The sequence below is a fragment of the Arthrobacter sp. YN genome, assembly GCF_002224285.1.
Classification (GTDB): domain Bacteria; phylum Actinomycetota; class Actinomycetes; order Actinomycetales; family Micrococcaceae; genus Arthrobacter.
This window is the reverse complement of the sequence record NZ_CP022436.1, coordinates 3,653,666-3,672,382: the sequence shown is the minus strand read 5'-3', so window position 1 is coordinate 3,672,382 and position 18,717 is coordinate 3,653,666. Positions and strand designations below refer to the sequence as shown.

Below are 18,717 nucleotides of genomic sequence, written 5' to 3'. Positions count from 1 at the left end.
ATGCCTCGCAAGGGTCCGGCCCCGAAGCGGCCGCTAGTTTCCGATCCCGTTTACGGCTCCCCGTTGGTCACTCAGCTGATCAACAAGGTTCTTGTCGACGGCAAGAAGTCCACCGCAGAGCGCATCGTTTACGGTGCACTTGAAGGTGCACGTGCCAAGTCCGGCGGCGACCCCGTTGCCGCTCTCAAGAAGGCCATGGACAACGTCAAGCCTTCCCTCGAGGTACGTTCACGCCGTGTTGGTGGCGCTACTTACCAGGTTCCGGTTGAGGTCAAGCCGGGTCGCTCCACCGCCCTCGCTCTGCGTTGGCTCGTGGGCTACTCCAAGGCCCGCCGCGAGAAGACCATGACCGAGCGCCTCCAGAACGAAATCCTGGATGCCTCCAATGGTCTTGGTGCCGCTGTGAAGCGTCGCGAAGACACCCACAAGATGGCCGAGTCCAACAAGGCCTTCGCACACTACCGCTGGTAAAAACTTTCCGGACGCCGCCGGCTCACTGAGCCGGCGGCGAACGTGTAGTCCATCCGAAAGGGAGACCCCGTGGCACAGGACGTGCTTACCGACCTTAATAAGGTCCGCAATATCGGCATCATGGCCCACATTGATGCCGGCAAGACCACCACTACCGAGCGCATCCTGTTCTACACGGGTGTGAACCACAAGATCGGCGAGACGCACGACGGCGCTTCGACGACTGACTGGATGGAACAGGAAAAGGAACGCGGCATCACCATCACGTCTGCCGCCGTGACTTGCTTCTGGGACAAGAACCAGATCAACATCATCGACACCCCGGGCCACGTTGACTTCACTGTTGAGGTTGAGCGCTCCTTGCGCGTCCTCGACGGTGCAGTTGCAGTGTTCGACGGCAAGGAAGGCGTGGAGCCGCAGTCCGAGACTGTTTGGCGCCAGGCTGACAAGTACAACGTTCCGCGTATCTGCTTCGTCAACAAGATGGACAAGCTGGGCGCTGACTTCTACTTCACCGTAGACACCATCATCTCCCGTCTTGGTGCCAAGCCGCTGGTTATGCAGCTGCCCATCGGCGCTGAGAACGACTTCATCGGTGTTGTTGACCTTCTCGAAATGCGCGCCCTGGTTTGGCCTGGCGACGCAAAGGGTGACGTCACCATGGGCGCTTCCTACGAAGTGCAGGAAATCCCGGCGGACCTCCAGGCCAAGGCTGAAGAGTACCGTGCACAGCTCGTAGAGACTGTGGCCGAGGCTTCCGAAGAGCTCATGGAGAAGTACCTCGAAGGTGAAGAACTCACCCTTGAGGAACTGAAGGCCGGCATCCGCAAGATGACCATCAACTCCGAGCTCTACCCGGTGTTCTGTGGTTCTGCTTTCAAGAACCGCGGTGTCCAGCCGATGCTTGACGCTGTTGTTGACTTCCTGCCGAACCCGCTCGACGTCCCGCCGATGATCGGTCACGATCCCCGCGACGAAGAGAAGGAACTCACCCGCAAGCCCTCTGCAGACGAGCCGTTCTCGGCCCTCGCCTTCAAGATTGCTGCGCACCCGTTCTTCGGTCAGCTGACCTTCGTCCGCGTGTACTCCGGTCACGTTGAGGCAGGCGCCCAGGTGGTCAACTCCACCAAGGGCAAGAAGGAACGCATCGGCAAGCTGTTCCAGATGCACGCCAACAAGGAAATGCCCGTTGAGGGCGCTACCGCCGGCCACATCTACGCAGCTATCGGTCTGAAGGACACCACCACGGGTGACACCCTGTGTGATTCCAACAACCAGATCGTCCTCGAGTCCATGAGCTTCCCGGAGCCCGTGATCTCGGTTGCCATCGAGCCCAACACCAAGGGTGACCAGGAGAAGCTCTCCACGGCCATCCAGAAGCTCTCCGCTGAGGACCCGACCTTCCAGGTCTCCCTCAACGAAGACACGGGCCAGACCATCATCGCCGGCATGGGCGAGCTCCATCTGGACATCCTGGTGGACCGCATGCGCCGCGAATTCAAGGTCGAGGCAAACGTTGGCAAGCCGCAGGTTGCTTACCGCGAAACCATCAAGCGCGCAGTCGAGCGTCATGACTACACGCACAAGAAGCAGACCGGTGGTTCGGGTCAGTTCGCAAAGATCCAGATCGCGATCGAACCCATGGACACCGCTTCAGGCGAGCTGTACGCATTCGAGAACAAGGTCACTGGTGGCCGCGTTCCGCGTGAATACATCCCGTCCGTTGACGCTGGTATCCAGGATGCACTGAACGACGGCGTCCTGGCTGGTTACCCGGTTGTCGGCATCAAGGCCACGCTGATTGATGGCGCGTCCCACGATGTTGACTCCTCGGAAATGGCGTTCAAGATCGCCGGCCGTATGGCTTTCAAGGAAGCCGCACGCAAGGCGAACCCTGTTCTGCTTGAACCGCTGATGGATGTTGAGGTCCGCACACCTGAGGAATACATGGGTGATGTTATTGGTGACCTGAACGCCCGTCGTGGCCAGATGCAGTCCATGGAAGACGCGGCAGGTGTCAAGGTTATCCGTGCACACGTTCCGCTGTCCGGCATGTTCGGCTACATCGGTGACCTCCGGTCCAAGACCCAGGGTCGCGCTGTGTACTCCATGACGTTCAACAGCTACGCGGAGGTCCCGAAGGCAGTTGCCGACGAGATCATCCAGAAAACCCGCGGCGAGTAATCTCCCGGTAACGGATGCAATTCCGGTATCGGGAAGGCATCTAAGCGCGTGAGGCGGGGCTGCGGCGACAGCCGCGGCCCGGCCCTGCGCAAACAGGCTCGAGGAACTACTATTGGTTCCTGAATCTGCAATTTCACCAAAACCAAGCCCCCAAGTAGACTTGCTAAAGTTTCTGCCGCGAAAAGCGCGGCCGAGGAGCACTTCACTTGAAATCTTTCTAGGAGGAACCTGTGGCAAAGGCAAAGTTCGAGCGGACTAAGCCGCACGTCAACATCGGCACCATTGGTCACGTTGACCACGGTAAGACGACGCTGACTGCCGCCATTTCCAAGGTGCTGTACGACCAGTACCCGGATCTCAACGAGCAGCGCGACTTCGCGTCGATTGACTCTGCTCCGGAAGAGCGCCAGCGTGGTATTACCATCAACATCTCCCACGTGGAGTACCAGACCGAGAAGCGCCACTACGCACACGTAGACGCCCCGGGTCACGCTGACTACATCAAGAACATGATCACCGGTGCTGCCCAGATGGACGGCGCAATCCTCGTGGTTGCTGCAACCGATGGTCCGATGGCTCAGACCCGTGAGCACGTTCTGCTCGCCCGCCAGGTTGGCGTTCCCTACCTGCTGGTCGCACTGAACAAGTCCGACATGGTTGATGACGAAGAACTCCTCGACCTCGTCGAAATGGAAGTTCGTGAGCTCCTGAGCTCGCAGGGCTTCGATGGCGATGAGGCTCCGGTTGTTCGCGTTTCCGGCCTCAAGGCTCTGGAAGGCGACCCGGTTTGGGTCAAGTCCGTCCAGGACCTGATGGCAGCAGTCGACGAGTCCGTTCCGGACCCCGTACGTGACCGCGACAAGCCGTTCCTGATGCCGATCGAAGACGTCTTCACGATCACCGGTCGTGGCACCGTTGTTACGGGCCGCGCCGAGCGTGGAACCCTCGCCATCAACTCCGAGGTCGAGATCGTTGGCATCCGCCCGATCCAGAAGACCACGGTTACCGGTATCGAGATGTTCCACAAGCAGCTCGACGAAGCATGGGCCGGCGAGAACTGTGGCCTCCTGCTCCGCGGTCTGAAGCGCGACGATGTCGAGCGTGGCCAGGTTGTCGTCAAGCCGGGTTCAATCACCCCGCACACCGACTTCGAGGCTAACGTCTACATCCTGTCCAAGGACGAAGGCGGACGTCACAACCCGTTCTACTCCAACTACCGCCCGCAGTTCTACTTCCGTACCACGGACGTAACCGGCGTTATCACCCTGCCGGAAGGCACGGAAATGGTTATGCCTGGCGACAACACTGAGATGACCGTTGCGCTCATCCAGCCGATCGCTATGGAAGAGGGCCTCGGCTTCGCTATCCGCGAAGGCGGCCGCACCGTTGGTTCGGGACGTGTCACCAGCATCATCAAGTAGTCACTACTTGTAGATCGGTGACCTTCCGGCTAAACCGGTAGTCATTCAAGAAGGACCCCACCGTTTCGGCGGTGGGGTTCTTTTTGGTACAGTTACTCTATCGATTGGATAAACGCGGGCGAAATGCCAGATTCCCGTGACATCAAGGAGTAGCCATGGAAGTCCTGCTAGTACTGATACTCCTTGCTGTAACAGCGGCGGTGAGCAGTGCCATCGGTCGAGGCCGGGGGCGGAAAGATGCCGCGGGCGCCGCTGCCACCACAGGGACGGCTGAGCACCGCGCCTACCAGGCCGGCTATCTGGCAGGCCACATGGCCGGCTGGCGCGACGCCGAGGCCAAGATGCAGGCTGCAGAGGTCTCGACACCCCAGCCACCTGCTGCTCCGGCTCACGCAACCTCCGGTGCAGGCCCCGCCGTGACGCCTGCATCAGCACCACTGCATCCACCGACGCACGTGGCCGCGCCGTTCCCAGCGCAGGCCCCCGTGCCGCCCTCCATGCATCCACCGACCCACGTGGCCGCGCCGTTCCCAGCGCAGGCCCCCGTGCCGCCCTCCGTGCATCCACGGACCCACGTGGCCGCGCCGTTCCCAGCGCAGGCCCCCATGCCGGCGTCGGGCGTTCAACCTCCCGCGGTTCCGCAGCGTCCCGTCATCGCAGCACAGCCGCAGTGGTCGGCGGGCCAGCAGGCGCCGATACGGCGGGAAACTCCCGAAGCAGCCGCGGCGCGCAAAGCCAAGCGCGACCAACAAAACATCAACGTCACGCTCTACGTGGCCAGTCTTCTTTTGGTCGCCGCAGGTGCCCTCTTTGTGGGGACAAGCCTCCCTGCACTCTTCCGCTTCGCAGGCATCTGCTTCATCACCACCCTTTTCTACGTTGCCGGTTTGGTCATCCATGCCAAAATTCCACGGTTGCGTCCAGCCGCAGTTGCCTTCGTCGGCACGGGACTGGCGCTCATTCCCGTGACGGGCCTTGCCATGTACAACTTTGTGCTGCCCAACGGTCCTGCCGCGTGGCTGGTCACCTCACTGCTGGGAACAGCTGTGTATGCCTATACCGCGGTTCGCCTGGATAACAAGGTCCTGGCTTTCCTTTCCCTCAGCTTCGTTGTCTCTACCGCGTGGTCCGGAGTTTCCGTGCTGGGCGGCGCCTTGGTCTGGTACTTCACGGCGCTGATCGGGGTAGCCATTGTCCTGACCCTGGGTGCACTGGTTCGTCCCCGTTGGCTGCCACCGCTTTATGTCCGTCCGCTGATGGCGCTCCATCCCTATGTTGTCCCGTTGGTGGCGCTTGCGGTCACGGTCACGCCGCATCTCCTGGCCAAGGGTGAATACCCGCTGGTCATGCTGATGTGCGGCTTGTACTTCGCCGTCATGGCCTTCATTCCGCAGGCGCGGTACAGGCTGCAGCACGCCTATGGCGCGCGCGCAACGCTGACGCTGGCGTTGCTGGGAGTGGTGTGGGACGCCGCAGCGGATGTCAGTGCAGTGATGTTTGCCGCGGTCATTTGCTGTGGAGTCCAGTCTCTGGGGGTTGCGCTCGGGGGAGAGCGACTGAAGCTTCGGCAGTGGTGGAACGACGCCCTGTCCTGTCTGGGCCTGCAGCTGGTCACGGCAGCCATCTTGACGGTGGTATTGGCCCTCGGGGCTTACGGGTTGCCCGTCTACGTTCCGCTCACTGTCGCTATGGTGACCGCCATGGTGGTGGGCTGGAAGCTGGGCAACGGCACAGAGTTTGCGCCCGGCGTCGTTCTCGCGGTGTCCCTGCCGCTCATGGGCCTGCTGGGCGCCTGGCCGGTGTCGGCGCTGCTGGCCTCTACAGCCCTGTACTGGTCAGTGCGTGCGGCTGTTCATCCGGCGGCCTTCCGTCAGCCATTGGTCCTTGCAGCACGAATCGCCGTGACGGCGGCCGTGCCTACCGCGGTTGCCGGCGTCTTTGCGGACAACCCGGACAGGATTGCCCTGTCCTTGGTGGCACTCGTGGCTGCGGCTGCAGTACAGCAAATGGTCAGCGCCTGGCTGGAACGTGCGGGAGTCCACCTGTTTGTTCCACAGGCGACCCTTGCTGGATTCGGCGGGCTGGCAGTGGTGGGCTTGCTCGTCCTGCCGTTCGTTGACCGCGCTGCGGGGCATCCCCTCGTAGGGACCGCGGTGCTGTTGGTGTTGTTCGCCGGTGTAGCCTCGGGTGCTCTGTTGTTCCCGCCCACCCGGCAAAGCAATGCCGGCGTCGGGTCCTGGCGTCCTACCCTGGGTGAGGCTCTTGCCCCGGCCGCGGCCATGGTTGCAGGCGCAGTGGCATCGGCCACGGTGTCGATGGCACTGGGCAACGTGGCCCTCCTGGTAGCAGTCGCGTACTTTGCGGCGACCGCTTTCCGAATTCCAGTTTCCTTCCACCGCCAGTCCTATTGGTGGCTGGCACGCGCCGCGGGTACCGTCTTGGCTGGTTCAGCCTACTTTGACGCGATACGGCACGGCTGGAGCTTCCGTGTGGCTGGCGAGCTGCCCACGGTGGCCTTGGTCATAGCTGTAGCGGGGGCCGTGCAACTGGTCCTTCCCTTGCGGCAAAGCAGCCGCAGGCGCTTTCCCCACGCGTCCATGGTCGACGCCGGAGTGGTGGTAGCGGTGATGGCAGGAACGGCCACGGTCCTGACGATTTCCATGGCCGCAGGGGAGCAGCTCCTACGTGGAAGCTGGCAGCCCGGGGTCGCAGCAATTGCGACGGCACTTGCGGCCCTTCTCTGCGGTGTAGTCCTGCGCGGGCATCCGGCAGCGTGGCTTTTTGCGCCGACAGCCTTGGTACTGCTGCTGGCTCTACGGCTCGGAAGTGTGCGGGATGTGGAGATTCTGCTGGGACTTTTCGCGGCCTACAGCTGTTTCATGGTGGCAGTGACAAAGGGCCGTTTAGTACGGGGCGCCTACATGCTGGGACTCCGTGTTTTGTCTTTGGCGTTCATTGGTGTGCTGGTGGGGGATCTTTCAGAGTCGACCACCACGGTCTCCATGACCATGGCTGTGGTCCTCGTGCTGCAGCATGCTGCGACCTGGATCCAGAGAAGTCGTGGGGTGGACATCGCCTTCCAACAGGCCGTGGTGTGGGCTACTCTGGCTGCCCAGCTCCTGCTACCCGCGGCTTACCTGCTGGCAGGGAGCTACGACGGCGGCGGGCGTTGGGTGGTCCTTATCGAGTTGGGACTCTCCGCGGCCTCTGCTGTGATCGCTTGGCGTCTTCTGGGCATCCAGGGAACCCAATACTTCGGTATCCCTGCCGTGGTCTGCGGTGTGATTGCTTCCGGTCCGTCCTTGACGTTCCCGTCGGGCACCTGGATGTCCCAGCCACTGCTGGATAGGGCCCAGGTACCGGTGGTGCTCTTGGGGCTCGCCGCTGTGCTCGTGGTTGTCCGGGTCGCGCGTGCTGCGCTCCGTCCCGGACAGCATGCCACGGTCCGTCCCGAACAACGGGCCGCCGGCCAGGTAGCGGAGCGCTGGTTCTGGTTCATTGCGGCAATGACGTTTGTAGTTGCCGGTGGTCTGTTGACCCTTGGCGTGTCCTACTCCCTGACCGGGCTGGCGGTGCTGGTCCTTGCGTCTGTGCTGTTCGCTGCCTCGCACGTTGAGCACTTGCCCGTCCTTTACCTTGGTGCCGCGCCGTCCACGCTGGTTGGTGCCGTTCCCGCCGTCGAAGGTTTGCTGAGGGACATGGCACCGGGAGTGTGGAGCGACTACGCACCTTGGCTGGTGGGTGGTGTTGGTACGGCAGTGCTTCTTTACGCGGCGAAGCGGCTCGGCGGAGCAGCAATCGGCGGGCAGCCCCTGAGGCGAAACGCACTGACGGGAACAGCGGCCGTAGCGCTGGCGTCGTCGGCCGCCGTCGGAATGATCCGCGACGAGACATCATGGGTAGGTTTTGTCCTGGTGGTCGCGACCGGTGCGCTGGTAGTTGTTGAGATACCGAACAGCAAGTGGCTTGCTGGAGAAATTGCGGCGCTGGCGTCTTTGGCCGCCCTCCAGCGGGCCGTGTTGTTCGTAGGCGACACCGGGCCGGACTGGTTCTGGACGGTGCAGTGGTACGTAGTGTCCGGGGCTGTTTTAGCAGGGCTGCGCTATATGAAAGGGCGGCGGAGGGAAGGCCTGCTTCGGCTCGCCATTGCCGCGGGCGCCCTGTCTTTGACATCCTTGGGGACCATCTTTGGTGGAACTGCTCCCCAGCAGTTGTATGTGTTGGTGGGCCACGCGGTGCTTCTGGTCGCCGGATTACTGCTGGCCGAAAGGGCCATGGTGTGGTGGGGCGCCGTGGGCGTTGCGCTCAGTGTCATGTGGGCGCTGCGCTCGTACGCCTTCGCCATGCTTGCGCTGGTTGCCCTGGCGTTGATTGTCCTGGCAGTGTGGCGTCTGAACCGGAAGCCGCAGGCAACTGCCGGAAGTGACGCACCGGGTGGTGTTCCGCCGCAGAGCTTTGGGCCGGGCAGCGCCAGCCCCGACGGCGTCAACCGGGGCACTGCTTCACCGGACAGCGCCCACCCCGACGGCGGCTACCCGGGAAATGCATCGTCCGGCAATGTCCCGCGGGAACAGGACAGGGACGGTATCCGATAATCTGGCATTCTACGAAGAGGAGCGCAGTATGGAATTCCTGATTTTCCTGGCAGTCATTGCCGCCATTGGTGGCGGCGTGCTGTGGGGCCGCAAGAACTTCCGGAGTGAGATTGAACGCGCCAAGCGCATCAGGCGTGCCAACAAGAACAAGTAAGCCGCCGTTTTAGCAGGGCTGGGCTAGTCAGGGGCCTACGGTTCGTGGGAGCGGGCCCGCTCCAGCGCACGTAACCAGTAATAGGACTCCTTGGGAGTCCGTTCCTGGGTGTGGAAGTCCACATGGACCAAACCGAAGCGCTGTGAGTACCCGGCTGCCCACTCAAAGTTGTCCAGCAACGTCCAGACGTAGTAGCCACGCAGATCCACATCCTCGGCAATACCGCCGGGGCCTGTCGCTGTCAGGGCGTGGCCGAGGTGCTCAGCCAGGTAGGAAATGCGGTTGGTGTCCTGGAGGGGGCCGTCAACGTGGGGCGGTTCCGGAAAACTTGCTCCGCCTTCGGTGATGTACACCGGGGGAAGGGCGTCCCCGTACCGGTCCTTCAGTTGGCGCAGCAGCAGCGCCAGGTACTCCGGTGCAACGGGCCAGCCGAACCCAGTGGTTTCATACTCCTGGTAGGCGGCCAGATGGAAGGGAACTTCGCTCATCTCCGGTGACTTTCCGGTGGGGATCTCCGCCGGCCCGGGGCCTGCTGCCACCTTCACGGGGTAGTAGTAGTTGAGCCCGTAGAAGTCCAAAGGTTGGCTGATCAGTTCAAGATCGCCGTCGTGGATGGTGCCGAGTGAGCGGAACCAGGGCTTCATGGGCCAGGGTGGCTTGGGATATTGGCCCAGCAGTATTGCATCGGCATAGATGCGGTTGAGGATCAGGTCCAGCGCCTGCGTCATCAGCCGGTCGCCGAGACTGTTGCTGGCGGACTCGACGGGGCAGTGCATGTTGGACACCCCGATCTGCCCTTTGACGCCGGCGTTCCGGAGGGCCTGGACGGCGAGCCCGTGCCCCAGCAATTGATGATGTGCGGCAGGCAAGGAATCGAAGAGCAATTGCCGTCCCGGGGCGTGTACTCCCAGTGAGTACCCCTGCACGGTGACTGACACGGGCTCGTTCATGGTGACCCAGTGATCAACACGGTCACCGAAGCGGTCTGCCGCGGCGGCGCAATAGACAGCAAAGCGCTCTGCAGTGTCGCGGTTCATCCACCCTCCGGCATGCTCCAGTTCCAAGGGGGTGTCCCAGTGGAACAAGGTGGCCATAGGGGAAATGCCGGCGGCCAGGAGTTTGTCGATGAGACGATCGTAGAAGTCCAGGCCGCGTTGATTGATGGAGCCCTTGCCGCCGGGTTGGATCCTCGGCCAGGACAGCGAGAAGCGATAGGAGTCCACGCCAAGCTCCTGCATCAAGGCGATGTCTTCATCGGCGCGGTTGTAATGGTCGCACGCTACGGTGGGGGAGTCGCCGTCGACTATTGCTCCCGGCTTTTCCGCGAAGGCGTCCCAACCCGAAGGGCCGCGGCCATCAGCGGTCAGGGATCCTTCAATCTGGAAAGCCGCCGACGCCACCCCCAGGGTGAAACCTGGACGCAGGCGCGCGGCAAGATCTTCCACGGAGCCTGAATCCTGGACGGTCATGCACCCATCTTCCTCAGGCGCAGGCGCCCGGGCAATGGTCCTGCGAGGGCCCTTATACCGCCGATTGGCCTTTGCCTCATATTTCCGCCATACTGGATGAGTTGTTCAAGCGCTTCTTCGTGTCCCGATCCGGATAATGCCGGGTGTCAGGGTCCAGGTTGAAGCCCAAACATAACCCTGAACCCCATGGAATGCGGTCGAGTCTGCGTGGAAATCGCGACACGCCCGACCGCGGGGGTCGGTGCGCCGGCAGGTTGAGGAACCCGGAATATCCGGATTCAGTTTGTGCGGCGTGTGGTGGTAAATCCTCAAACGCTTCGGCGGCCACATCAACAGGTAAGTAAACAGAGCAGCCCTAACTAGAGCAGCACTAGCTGAAAGAGAGTCAGGCGACATGGCGGGACAAAAAATCCGCATCCGGCTGAAGTCATATGACCACGAGGTCATTGATGTTTCAGCGCGGAAGATCGTTGAGACGGTCACGCGCGCAGGCGCAACGGTAGTCGGCCCGGTGCCGCTGCCCACAGAGAAGAACGTCTACTGCGTTATTCGCTCTCCTCACAAGTACAAGGACAGCCGTGAGCACTTCGAAATGCGTACTCACAAGCGTCTGATCGACATCATCGACCCCACGCCGAAGGCCGTCGACTCGCTTATGCGTCTCGATCTGCCTGCAGACGTGAACATCGAAATCAAGCTCTAGGGAGGTGCTGAGAGACTATGACCGCAACCCGTAACGTAAAGGGCCTGCTGGGCACGAAGCTCGGCATGACCCAGGTCTGGGACGAGAACAACAAGCTCATCCCGGTAACTGTTGTCCAGGCTGACTCCAACGTCATCACCCAGCTGCGCAACGCAGAGGTAGATGGCTACGTCGCCGTACAGATCGGCTACGGCCAGATCGACCCCCGCAAGGTCACCAAGCCGCTGGCTGGTCACTTTGAAAAGGCCGGCGTCACCCCTCGCCGCCACGTCGTCGAACTGCGTACCGCAGACGCCGCATCCTACGAGCTGGGCCAGGAGCTCTCTGTTGAGATCTTCGAAGCCGGCCAGAAGATCGACGTCGTCGGCACCTCAAAGGGTAAGGGCTTCGCCGGTGTTATGAAGCGTCACGGCTTCCACGGCGTTGGCGCTTCCCACGGTGCCCACAAGAACCACCGTAAGCCTGGCTCCATCGGTGGCGCATCCACCCCGAGCCGCGTCTTCAAGGGCCTGAAAATGGCCGGCCGCATGGGCGCCGAACGTCACACCACGCTGAACCTCACGGTTCACGCTGTTGACGTTGAGAAGTCGCTGCTCCTTATCAAGGGTGCCGTCCCCGGCGCCCGCGGCCAGGTCGTACTCGTACGCACCGCCGTGAAGGGAGCCTAGTTCAATGACTAGCACTGTCAAGGTAGACCTGCCTGCAGAGATCTTCGACGTCCAGACCAACGTGCCGCTGCTGCACCAGGTCGTCGTCGCACAGCTCGCTGCTGCCCGCCAGGGTACCCACAAGACGAAGACCCGCGCCGAGGTTTCCGGTGCAGGTCGCAAGCCGTTCAAGCAGAAGGGCACCGGCCGCGCCCGTCAGGGTTCAATCCGTGCTCCTCACATGACCGGCGGTGGCGTTGTCCACGGTCCGACCCCTCGTGACTACAGCCAGCGCACCCCCAAGAAGATGAAGGCTGCTGCACTCCGCGGCGCCCTGTCTGACCGCGCCCGCAACGGCCGCATCCACGTCATCGCTGAACTGGTAGCCGGCACCAAGCCGTCCGCCAAGGACGCACTGGCTTCGCTGCGCTCCGTCACTGAGCGCAAGAACCTGCTCGTCGTAATCGAGCGCGCCAACGATGTTGCTGCACTTTCCGTGCGCAACCTCCAGGATGTTCACGTTCTGTACGCAGATCAGCTGAACACCTACGACGTGCTTGTCTCCGACGACGTGGTCTTCACCAAGGCTGCTTTCGAGGCGTTCGTCGCTGACAAGGCAAAGAACGAGGAGGCCTCCAAGTGAGCGTAACCACCATCAAGGACCCGCGCGACGTCGTGCTTGCACCCGTCGTTTCGGAAAAGAGCTACGGTCTGATCGACGAAGGCAAGTACACCTTCCTGGTGGACCCTCGCTCGAACAAGACCGAGATCAAATTGGCCGTTGAGAAGATCTTCTCGGTCAAGGTTGACTCGATCAACACCATCAACCGTGCCGGTAAGCGCAAGCGCACCAAATTCGGCTGGGGCCAGCGCAAGAGCACCAAGCGTGCAATTGTCACCCTCAAAGAAGGCACAATCGACATCTTCGGCGGTCCGCTCGCGTAGCGGAGACCACTTTAACGAGGAAATAAATTATGGGAATCCGTAAATACAAGCCGACTACCCCGGGCCGTCGTGGCTCGAGCGTAGCCGACTTTGCTGAAATCACGCGATCGACTCCGGAAAAGTCGTTGCTGCGTCCCCTGCACAAAACAGGCGGCCGTAACAACTCCGGTAAGATCACCACCCGTCACAAGGGTGGTGGGCACAAGCGCCAGTACCGTCTGATCGACTTCCGTCGTCACGACAAGGACGGCATCAACGCCCGCGTTGCCGAAATCGAGTACGACCCGAACCGTACGGCTCGCATCGCACTCCTGCACTACGTTGATGGCACCAAGCGTTACATCATCGCTCCTAACAAGCTGTCCCAGGGTGACTTCGTCGAGGCTGGTCCTGACGCTGACATCAAGCCGGGCAACAACCTGCCGCTGCGCAACATCCCGGTTGGTACCGTAATCCACGCAGTTGAACTGCGTCCGGGTGGCGGCGCCAAGATGGCACGTTCCGCAGGTGCTTCGGTACAGCTCGTTGCCAAGGAAGGCCGCTTCGCACAGTTGCGTCTGCCCTCCGGCGAAATCCGCAACGTTGACGTGCGCTGCCGCGCAACCGTCGGCGAGGTCGGCAACGCCGAGCAGTCGAACATCAACTGGGGCAAGGCCGGCCGCATGCGCTGGAAGGGCGTTCGCCCGACCGTCCGTGGTGTAGCCATGAACCCGGTTGACCACCCGCACGGTGGTGGTGAAGGTAAGACTTCCGGTGGACGTCACCCGGTTAACCCGAACGGCAAGCCCGAGGGCCGTACCCGCCGTCCGAACAAAGAGAGCGACAAGCTTATTGTTCGTCGCCGCCGTACTGGCAAGAACAAGCGATAGGAGCCTGGACACATGCCACGCAGCCTGAAAAAAGGTCCTTTCGTTGACCAGCACCTCTTTGTGAAGGTCGCACGGGAAAACGATAAGGGCACCAAGAACGTCATCAAGACCTGGTCCCGCCGTTCGATGATCATCCCCGACATGCTCGGGCACACGATCGCCGTACACGACGGACGCAAGCACATCCCGGTGTTTGTCACAGAGTCGATGGTCGGGCACAAGCTCGGCGAATTCGCTCCCACGCGGACATTCCGCGGCCATGTTAAGGACGACCGTAAGGGCAAGCGCCGCTAGGCGCCTGACTTTACGTCTTAGACGAGAGAAGGAAAGCAATGGAAGCCAAGGCTATTGCGCGTCACATCCGCGTAACGCCTATGAAGGCCCGGCGCGTCGTCAACCTTGTTCGTGGTAAGCAAGCGAATGAGGCTCTGGCAATTCTGAAGTTTGCCCCCCAGGCAGCTTCGGAGCCGGTATTCAAGGTACTTCAGTCGGCAATGGCCAACGCACGTGTCCTCGCGGACCGTGACGGCGTTGCATTCGACGACAGCGACCTCTTCATCACCGAAGCATTTGTTGATGAAGGCCCGACCATGAAGCGGTTCCAGCCGCGTGCCCAGGGCCGCGCCTACCGCATTAGGAAGCGGACCAGCCACATCACGCTGGTTGTCGCAACCCCGGAGAAAGAGGAGGCTCGCTAAGTGGGACAGAAAGTAAACCCGCACGGGTTCCGACTCGGCATCACCACCGACCACGTTTCGCACTGGTTCGCTGACAGCACCAAGCCCGGACAGCGCTACAAGGACTTCGTCCGCGAGGACATCAAGATCCGTCAGCTCATGTCCACCGGCATGGAGCGCGCAGGCATCGCCAAGGTCGAGATCGAGCGCACCCGTGACCGTGTCCGCGTGGACATCCACACGGCACGCCCGGGTATCGTTATCGGCCGCCGCGGCGCTGAAGCAGACCGCATCCGCGGCGAGCTCGAAAAGCTCACCGGCAAGCAGGTTCAGCTGAACATCCTCGAGGTCAAGAACCCCGAGATGGAAGCACAGCTTGTTGCCCAGGGCATCGCTGAGCAGCTGACTTCCCGCGTGGCTTTCCGCCGTGCGATGAAGAAGGCAATGCAGTCCGCACAGCGTGCGGGTGCCAAGGGCATCCGTGTTGCTTGCTCGGGCCGTCTGGGTGGCGCAGAAATGTCCCGCTCGGAGTTCTACCGCGAAGGCCGTGTGCCCCTGCACACCCTCCGCGCGAACATCGACTACGGCTTCTACGAAGCCAAGACCACCTTCGGCCGTATCGGTGTGAAGGTTTGGATCTACAAGGGTGACGTAACTGCCAAGGAACTGGCTCAGCAGGCAGCTGCTGCTCCGTCCCGTGGCCGTGCAGGAGACCGTCCGGGCCGCCCGGGTGGCGACCGCCGTCGTCGTAACGACCGTCCGGCAGCTGAGGCAGCACCCGCTGCCGTTGAAGCACCGGCCGCTGAAGCTGCTGCTCCGGCAGCAGAAGGAGGACAGGCTTAAATGCTTATCCCACGTCGAGTCAAGCACCGTAAGCAGCACCACCCGGGTCGTTCCGGCGCTGCTACGGGCGGCACCAAGGTCAGCTTCGGTGAGTACGGTATCCAGGCTCTGAGCCCGGCATACGTCACCAACCGTCAGATCGAGTCCGCTCGTATCGCGATGACCCGCCACATCAAGCGTGGCGGCAAGGTCTGGATCAACATCTACCCGGACCGTCCGCTGACGAAGAAGCCTGCTGAAACCCGTATGGGTTCCGGTAAGGGTTCTCCGGAATGGTGGGTCGCAAACGTCAAGCCGGGCCGGGTTCTCTTCGAACTCTCCGGTGTCAATGAAGAGGTAGCTCGCGAGGCCCTGCGCCTGGCAATCCACAAGCTCCCGTTGAAGGCACGCATTGTGCGTCGCGAAGGTGGTGAATAGAAATGGCAGTAGGGTCGAAGGATCTCGCACCCGCACAGCTGGACGGTTTCGACAACGAGCGTCTCGTTGAAGAACTCCGCAAGTCCAAGGAAGAGCTGTTCAACCTGCGTTTCCAGTCCGCCACCGGACAGCTGGAGAACCACGGTCGCCTGCGCGCGGTAAAGAAGGACATCGCACGCATCTACACCGTTCTCCGTGAGCGCGAGCTGGGCATTCGTGCCGAGGTTGCCGCACCGGTTGTGGAAGCCAAGGAAGAAAAGAAGTCCAAAAAGGCTGCCAAGGCTGAAAAGGCCGAGGTTGAAGCTGGAGAGGACGCCAAGTGAGCGAGAAGGAAACTGTGACGGAAGCAGCAGCCAGCGCTGAACAGCGCGGTTACCGTAAGACGCGTCGCGGCTACGTTGTCTCTGACAAGATGGAAAAGACCATCGTTGTTCAGGTTGAAGACCGCGTGAAGCACGCTCTGTACGGCAAGGTTATTCGCCGCACCTCGAAGATCAAGGCTCACGACGAAGAGAACACCGCCGGCATCGGCGACCTCGTTCTCATCTCTGAGACCCGCCCGCTGTCCGCTACCAAGCGGTGGCGTCTCGTGGAGATCCTCGAAAAGGCCAAGTAAATCCAACGCCAGGCATGCCTGGCAGTGATTCACTGGAAAGGCCCGTGTTCCCCAGGGAACGCGGGCCTTTCCGCATCTCCGGTCGTTTCGGCTCCAGGCCGTAAACGTGCTAGGATATTGAGTTTGTATGGCGCCACTTGTGCGCCGTCAACTACCTCGTAAACAATCGTGCCGCTGCATACTGCCCCGCGCAGAGTTTTCTGCAAGGGAAGCTGATGCTTGTGGCACGGGCGTTTAGGCCTGTACTGGCAAAATCCAGGCAGGTCAAGAGACACCCCGATCAACCGTTCCGCAAGGCTCATTCCGTATGCATGATCTCGGTCTGAGAACCGGCGCGACGCAAGGAGTAGAAATTGATTCAGCAGGAGTCGCGACTCAAGGTCGCCGACAACACGGGTGCTAAGGAAATCCTTACCATTCGCGTTCTCGGTGGATCTGGTCGTCGCTACGCAGGCATTGGCGACGTGATCGTCGCTACCGTCAAGGACGCTATCCCTGGCGGCAACGTAAAGAAGGGTGACGTCGTCAAGGCTGTCATCGTTCGTACCAAGAAGGAACGCCGCCGTGCGGATGGTTCCTACATCAAGTTTGACGAAAACGCAGCTGTGATCCTGAAGAACGACGGTGACCCCCGCGGTACCCGTATCTTCGGCCCGGTTGGTCGTGAACTTCGCGACAAGAAGTTCATGAAGATCGTTTCGCTGGCCCCGGAGGTGCTTTAGTCCATGGCTAAGATCAAAAAGGGTGACCTCGTTCAGGTCATCACCGGCGCCAAGCAGGAACGCGGCGGAGACCGCGGCAAGCAGGGCAAGGTTCTGCGCGTATTCCCGGACACCAACCGCGTGCTGGTAGAGGGAATCAACCGCGTCACCAAGCACACCAAGGTCGGTCAGTCGCAGCGCGGCACCAAGACCGGTGGCATTGAGGTCGTTGAGGCCCCGATCCACGTTTCCAACGTTGCTCTGGTTGACCCGTCGACCAAGAAGCCGACCCGTGTTGGTTTCCGTCTCGACACCGTTGAGAAGGATGGCGCTACCAAGACCGTCCGTATCCGCGTGTCCAAGGCCACCGGGAAGGACATCTGATGAGTGAAACACTGTCTGAGACTACCGTCGCAAACAAGATCGTTCCGCGTCTGAAGACCAAGTATGCAGAGACCATCAAGAAGTCCCTGCAGGAGGAATTCAGCTACTCGAACGTCAACCAGGTTCCCCGCCTGGTCAAGGTTGTAGTGAACATGGGTGTTGGAGATGCCGCCAAGGACTCCAAGCTGATCGACGGCGCTGTCCGCGACCTCACCCTGATCACCGGCCAGAAGCCGCAGGTAACCAAGGCCCGCAAGTCAATCGCACAGTTCAAGCTGCGCGAAGGCATGCCGATCGGTGCACACGCAACTCTGCGTGGAGACCGCATGTGGGAATTCGTGGATCGTCTGGTTTCGCTGGCTCTGCCGCGTATCCGTGACTTCCGCGGCCTCAACGGCAAGCAGTTCGATGGCAACGGCAACTACACCTTCGGTCTGACCGAGCAGGTTATGTTCCACGAAATCGACCAGGACTCCATCGACCGCGTTCGCGGTATGGACATCACGGTCGTCACCACCGCCAAGACCGATGACGAAGGCCGCGCGCTGCTCAAGGCGCTTGGTTTCCCGTTCAAGACCGAAAACTAACTACGTGACAGGTCCGTCTTCGCAGGCTCTTGAGAGCCGGCGCAGCGGAAACCGGTACGAGGAAGGGCTATAGCCCACAATGACTATGACAGATCCTGTCGCAGACATGCTCACGCGTCTGCGCAATGCAAACTCGGCATACCACGACACCGTGTCCATGCCGTACAGCAAACTGAAGGCACGCGTTGCTGACATCCTGAAGGCAGAAGGCTACATTGCCGGCTGGAAGGAAGAAGACGCCGAGGTTGGCAAGAAGCTGACCATCGACCTGAAGTTCGGTCCGAACCGCGAGCGTTCCATCGCTGGCGTCCGCCGCATCTCCAAGCCGGGTCTCCGCGTTTACGCGAAGTCCACCAACCTGCCGCACGTGCTGGGTGGCCTGGGTGTCGCAATCCTGTCCACCTCTTCCGGCCTCCTGACTGACAAGCAGGCCGGCAAGAAGGGCGTGGGCGGCGAAGTCCTCGCGTACGTCTGGTAACGGGAAAGGAAGAGAATAATGTCACGTATTGGACGTCTCCCCATCACCGTTCCTGCCGGAGTTGAGGTCAAGCTTGATGGCTCCGTCATCAACGTCAAAGGTGCCAAAGGCGAGCTGAGCCACACTGTGGCCAGCCCGATCGAGGTTACCCAGGAAGAGAACACCCTGACGGTCACCCGCCCGAACGACGAGCGCAACTCGCGTTCGCTGCACGGCCTGACCCGCACCCTGATCGCCAACATGATTCAGGGCGTTACCGAGGGCTACGAGAAGAAGCTTGAAATCGTTGGTACTGGTTACCGCGTTCAGGCCAAGGGTTCTGACCTGGAGTTCGCTCTGGGCTACAGCCACCCGGTTAACGTCTCTGCACCCGAAGGCATCACCTTCGTAGTAGAGGGTCCGACCAAGCTCTCTGTTTCGGGTATCAACAAGCAGCAGGTCGGCGAGGTTGCTGCCAACATTCGCAAGCTGCGCAAGCCTGACCCCTACAAGGGCAAGGGTGTCCGTTACGCCGGCGAAGTCATCCGCCGCAAGGTCGGAAAGGCTGGTAAGTAAA

General features: G+C 61.2%; 22 protein-coding genes. 21 read left to right on the top strand and 1 reads right to left on the bottom strand.

The features are described 5' to 3' along the window. The 5 genes from rpsG to CGK93_RS24430 all read left to right on the top strand — a co-directional run bounded on the left by rpsG (window position 1) and on the right by CGK93_RS24430 (window position 8,825). Window positions 1-471, top strand: coding sequence for a 30S ribosomal protein S7 (rpsG, locus tag CGK93_RS16850; protein WP_003803829.1), 471 nt, complete (start codon window positions 1-3; stop codon window positions 469-471). Between the two features lie 69 nt (window positions 472-540). Continuing rightward, entirely contained in the window at window positions 541-2,655 is a 2,115-nt protein-coding gene (gene fusA, locus CGK93_RS16845) for an elongation factor G (protein WP_089595803.1), read from the top strand. 230 nt (window positions 2,656-2,885) lie between these two features. Next, window positions 2,886-4,076, top strand: coding sequence for an elongation factor Tu (gene tuf, locus CGK93_RS16840; RefSeq protein ID WP_011775598.1), 1,191 nt, complete (start codon window positions 2,886-2,888; stop codon window positions 4,074-4,076). Between the two features lie 155 nt (window positions 4,077-4,231). Beyond that, entirely contained in the window at window positions 4,232-8,671 is a 4,440-nt protein-coding gene (locus CGK93_RS16835) for a hypothetical protein (RefSeq protein WP_089595802.1), read from the top strand. A gap of 28 nt (window positions 8,672-8,699) precedes the next feature. Beyond that, window positions 8,700-8,825, top strand: a complete 126-nt coding sequence (locus CGK93_RS24430) for a hypothetical protein (RefSeq protein WP_268825391.1) — start codon at window positions 8,700-8,702, stop codon at window positions 8,823-8,825. Window positions 8,826-8,860: 35 nt separating this feature from the next. On the opposite strand, the gene CGK93_RS16830 is transcribed toward CGK93_RS24430, so the two are convergent. Then, window positions 8,861-10,294, bottom strand: a complete 1,434-nt coding sequence (locus tag CGK93_RS16830; protein ID WP_089595801.1) for a GH1 family beta-glucosidase — start codon at window positions 10,292-10,294, stop codon at window positions 8,861-8,863. Window positions 10,295-10,688: 394 nt separating this feature from the next. Here CGK93_RS16830 and rpsJ point away from each other — a divergent pair, with 394 nt between their 5' ends. From rpsJ to rplF, 16 genes are all read left to right on the top strand, one after another. Further along, window positions 10,689-10,997, top strand: a complete 309-nt coding sequence (gene rpsJ / locus CGK93_RS16825) for a 30S ribosomal protein S10 (protein ID WP_003803825.1) — start codon at window positions 10,689-10,691, stop codon at window positions 10,995-10,997. A gap of 17 nt (window positions 10,998-11,014) precedes the next feature. Continuing rightward, on the top strand, window positions 11,015-11,665 hold the full coding sequence (rplC, locus tag CGK93_RS16820) for a 50S ribosomal protein L3 (protein ID WP_026539807.1): 651 nt from the start codon (window positions 11,015-11,017) through the stop codon (window positions 11,663-11,665). 4 nt (window positions 11,666-11,669) lie between these two features. After that, complete coding sequence (gene rplD / locus CGK93_RS16815) at window positions 11,670-12,287, top strand: 50S ribosomal protein L4 (RefSeq protein WP_089595800.1); 618 nt, start codon at window positions 11,670-11,672, stop codon at window positions 12,285-12,287. Then, a complete protein-coding gene (gene rplW / locus CGK93_RS16810) occupies window positions 12,284-12,589 on the top strand; it encodes a 50S ribosomal protein L23 (RefSeq protein WP_011775593.1) in 306 nt (101 codons plus the stop codon). The genes rplD and rplW overlap by 4 nt, the downstream gene beginning before the upstream one ends. Window positions 12,590-12,618: 29 nt before the next feature. Then, on the top strand, window positions 12,619-13,458 hold the full coding sequence (gene rplB / locus CGK93_RS16805; RefSeq protein ID WP_011775592.1) for a 50S ribosomal protein L2: 840 nt from the start codon (window positions 12,619-12,621) through the stop codon (window positions 13,456-13,458). Window positions 13,459-13,470: 12 nt separating this feature from the next. Next, the gene (rpsS, locus tag CGK93_RS16800; RefSeq protein ID WP_011775591.1) at window positions 13,471-13,752 is read left to right on the top strand and encodes a 30S ribosomal protein S19; all 282 of its coding nucleotides are present in this window, start codon (window positions 13,471-13,473) and stop codon (window positions 13,750-13,752) included. 38 nt (window positions 13,753-13,790) lie between these two features. Continuing rightward, window positions 13,791-14,156 carry a 50S ribosomal protein L22 gene (gene rplV, locus CGK93_RS16795; RefSeq protein ID WP_011775590.1) on the top strand — a complete coding sequence of 122 codons (366 nt, stop codon included), beginning with the start codon at window positions 13,791-13,793 and terminating at the stop codon, window positions 14,154-14,156. Next, the gene (gene rpsC, locus CGK93_RS16790) at window positions 14,157-14,978 is read left to right on the top strand and encodes a 30S ribosomal protein S3 (RefSeq protein WP_011775589.1); all 822 of its coding nucleotides are present in this window, start codon (window positions 14,157-14,159) and stop codon (window positions 14,976-14,978) included. Then, entirely contained in the window at window positions 14,979-15,395 is a 417-nt protein-coding gene (gene rplP, locus CGK93_RS16785) for a 50S ribosomal protein L16 (RefSeq protein WP_003803795.1), read from the top strand. A gap of 2 nt (window positions 15,396-15,397) precedes the next feature. Further along, window positions 15,398-15,718, top strand: coding sequence for a 50S ribosomal protein L29 (rpmC, locus tag CGK93_RS24425; protein WP_014922387.1), 321 nt, complete (start codon window positions 15,398-15,400; stop codon window positions 15,716-15,718). Then, window positions 15,715-16,011 (top strand): 30S ribosomal protein S17, encoded by a 297-nt coding sequence (rpsQ, locus tag CGK93_RS16775; RefSeq protein ID WP_011775587.1) that lies wholly within the window; start codon window positions 15,715-15,717, stop codon window positions 16,009-16,011. The genes rpmC and rpsQ overlap by 4 nt, the downstream gene beginning before the upstream one ends. Before the next feature lie 353 nt (window positions 16,012-16,364). Beyond that, window positions 16,365-16,733, top strand: coding sequence for a 50S ribosomal protein L14 (rplN, locus tag CGK93_RS16770; protein ID WP_003803789.1), 369 nt, complete (start codon window positions 16,365-16,367; stop codon window positions 16,731-16,733). A 3-nt stretch (window positions 16,734-16,736) separates the two neighbouring features. After that, window positions 16,737-17,096: a 50S ribosomal protein L24 gene (gene rplX, locus CGK93_RS16765; RefSeq protein ID WP_062073171.1), complete on the top strand. Its 360-nt coding sequence runs from the start codon at window positions 16,737-16,739 to the stop codon at window positions 17,094-17,096. Continuing rightward, window positions 17,096-17,683 carry a 50S ribosomal protein L5 gene (gene rplE / locus CGK93_RS16760; protein ID WP_089595799.1) on the top strand — a complete coding sequence of 196 codons (588 nt, stop codon included), beginning with the start codon at window positions 17,096-17,098 and terminating at the stop codon, window positions 17,681-17,683. Before rplX ends, rplE begins: the two co-directional genes overlap by 1 nt. A 79-nt stretch (window positions 17,684-17,762) precedes the next feature. Then, on the top strand, window positions 17,763-18,161 hold the full coding sequence (gene rpsH, locus CGK93_RS16755; protein WP_089595798.1) for a 30S ribosomal protein S8: 399 nt from the start codon (window positions 17,763-17,765) through the stop codon (window positions 18,159-18,161). A gap of 18 nt (window positions 18,162-18,179) precedes the next feature. Then, entirely contained in the window at window positions 18,180-18,716 is a 537-nt protein-coding gene (rplF, locus tag CGK93_RS16750) for a 50S ribosomal protein L6 (RefSeq protein ID WP_089595797.1), read from the top strand. Window position 18,717: the final 1 nt, after the last annotated feature.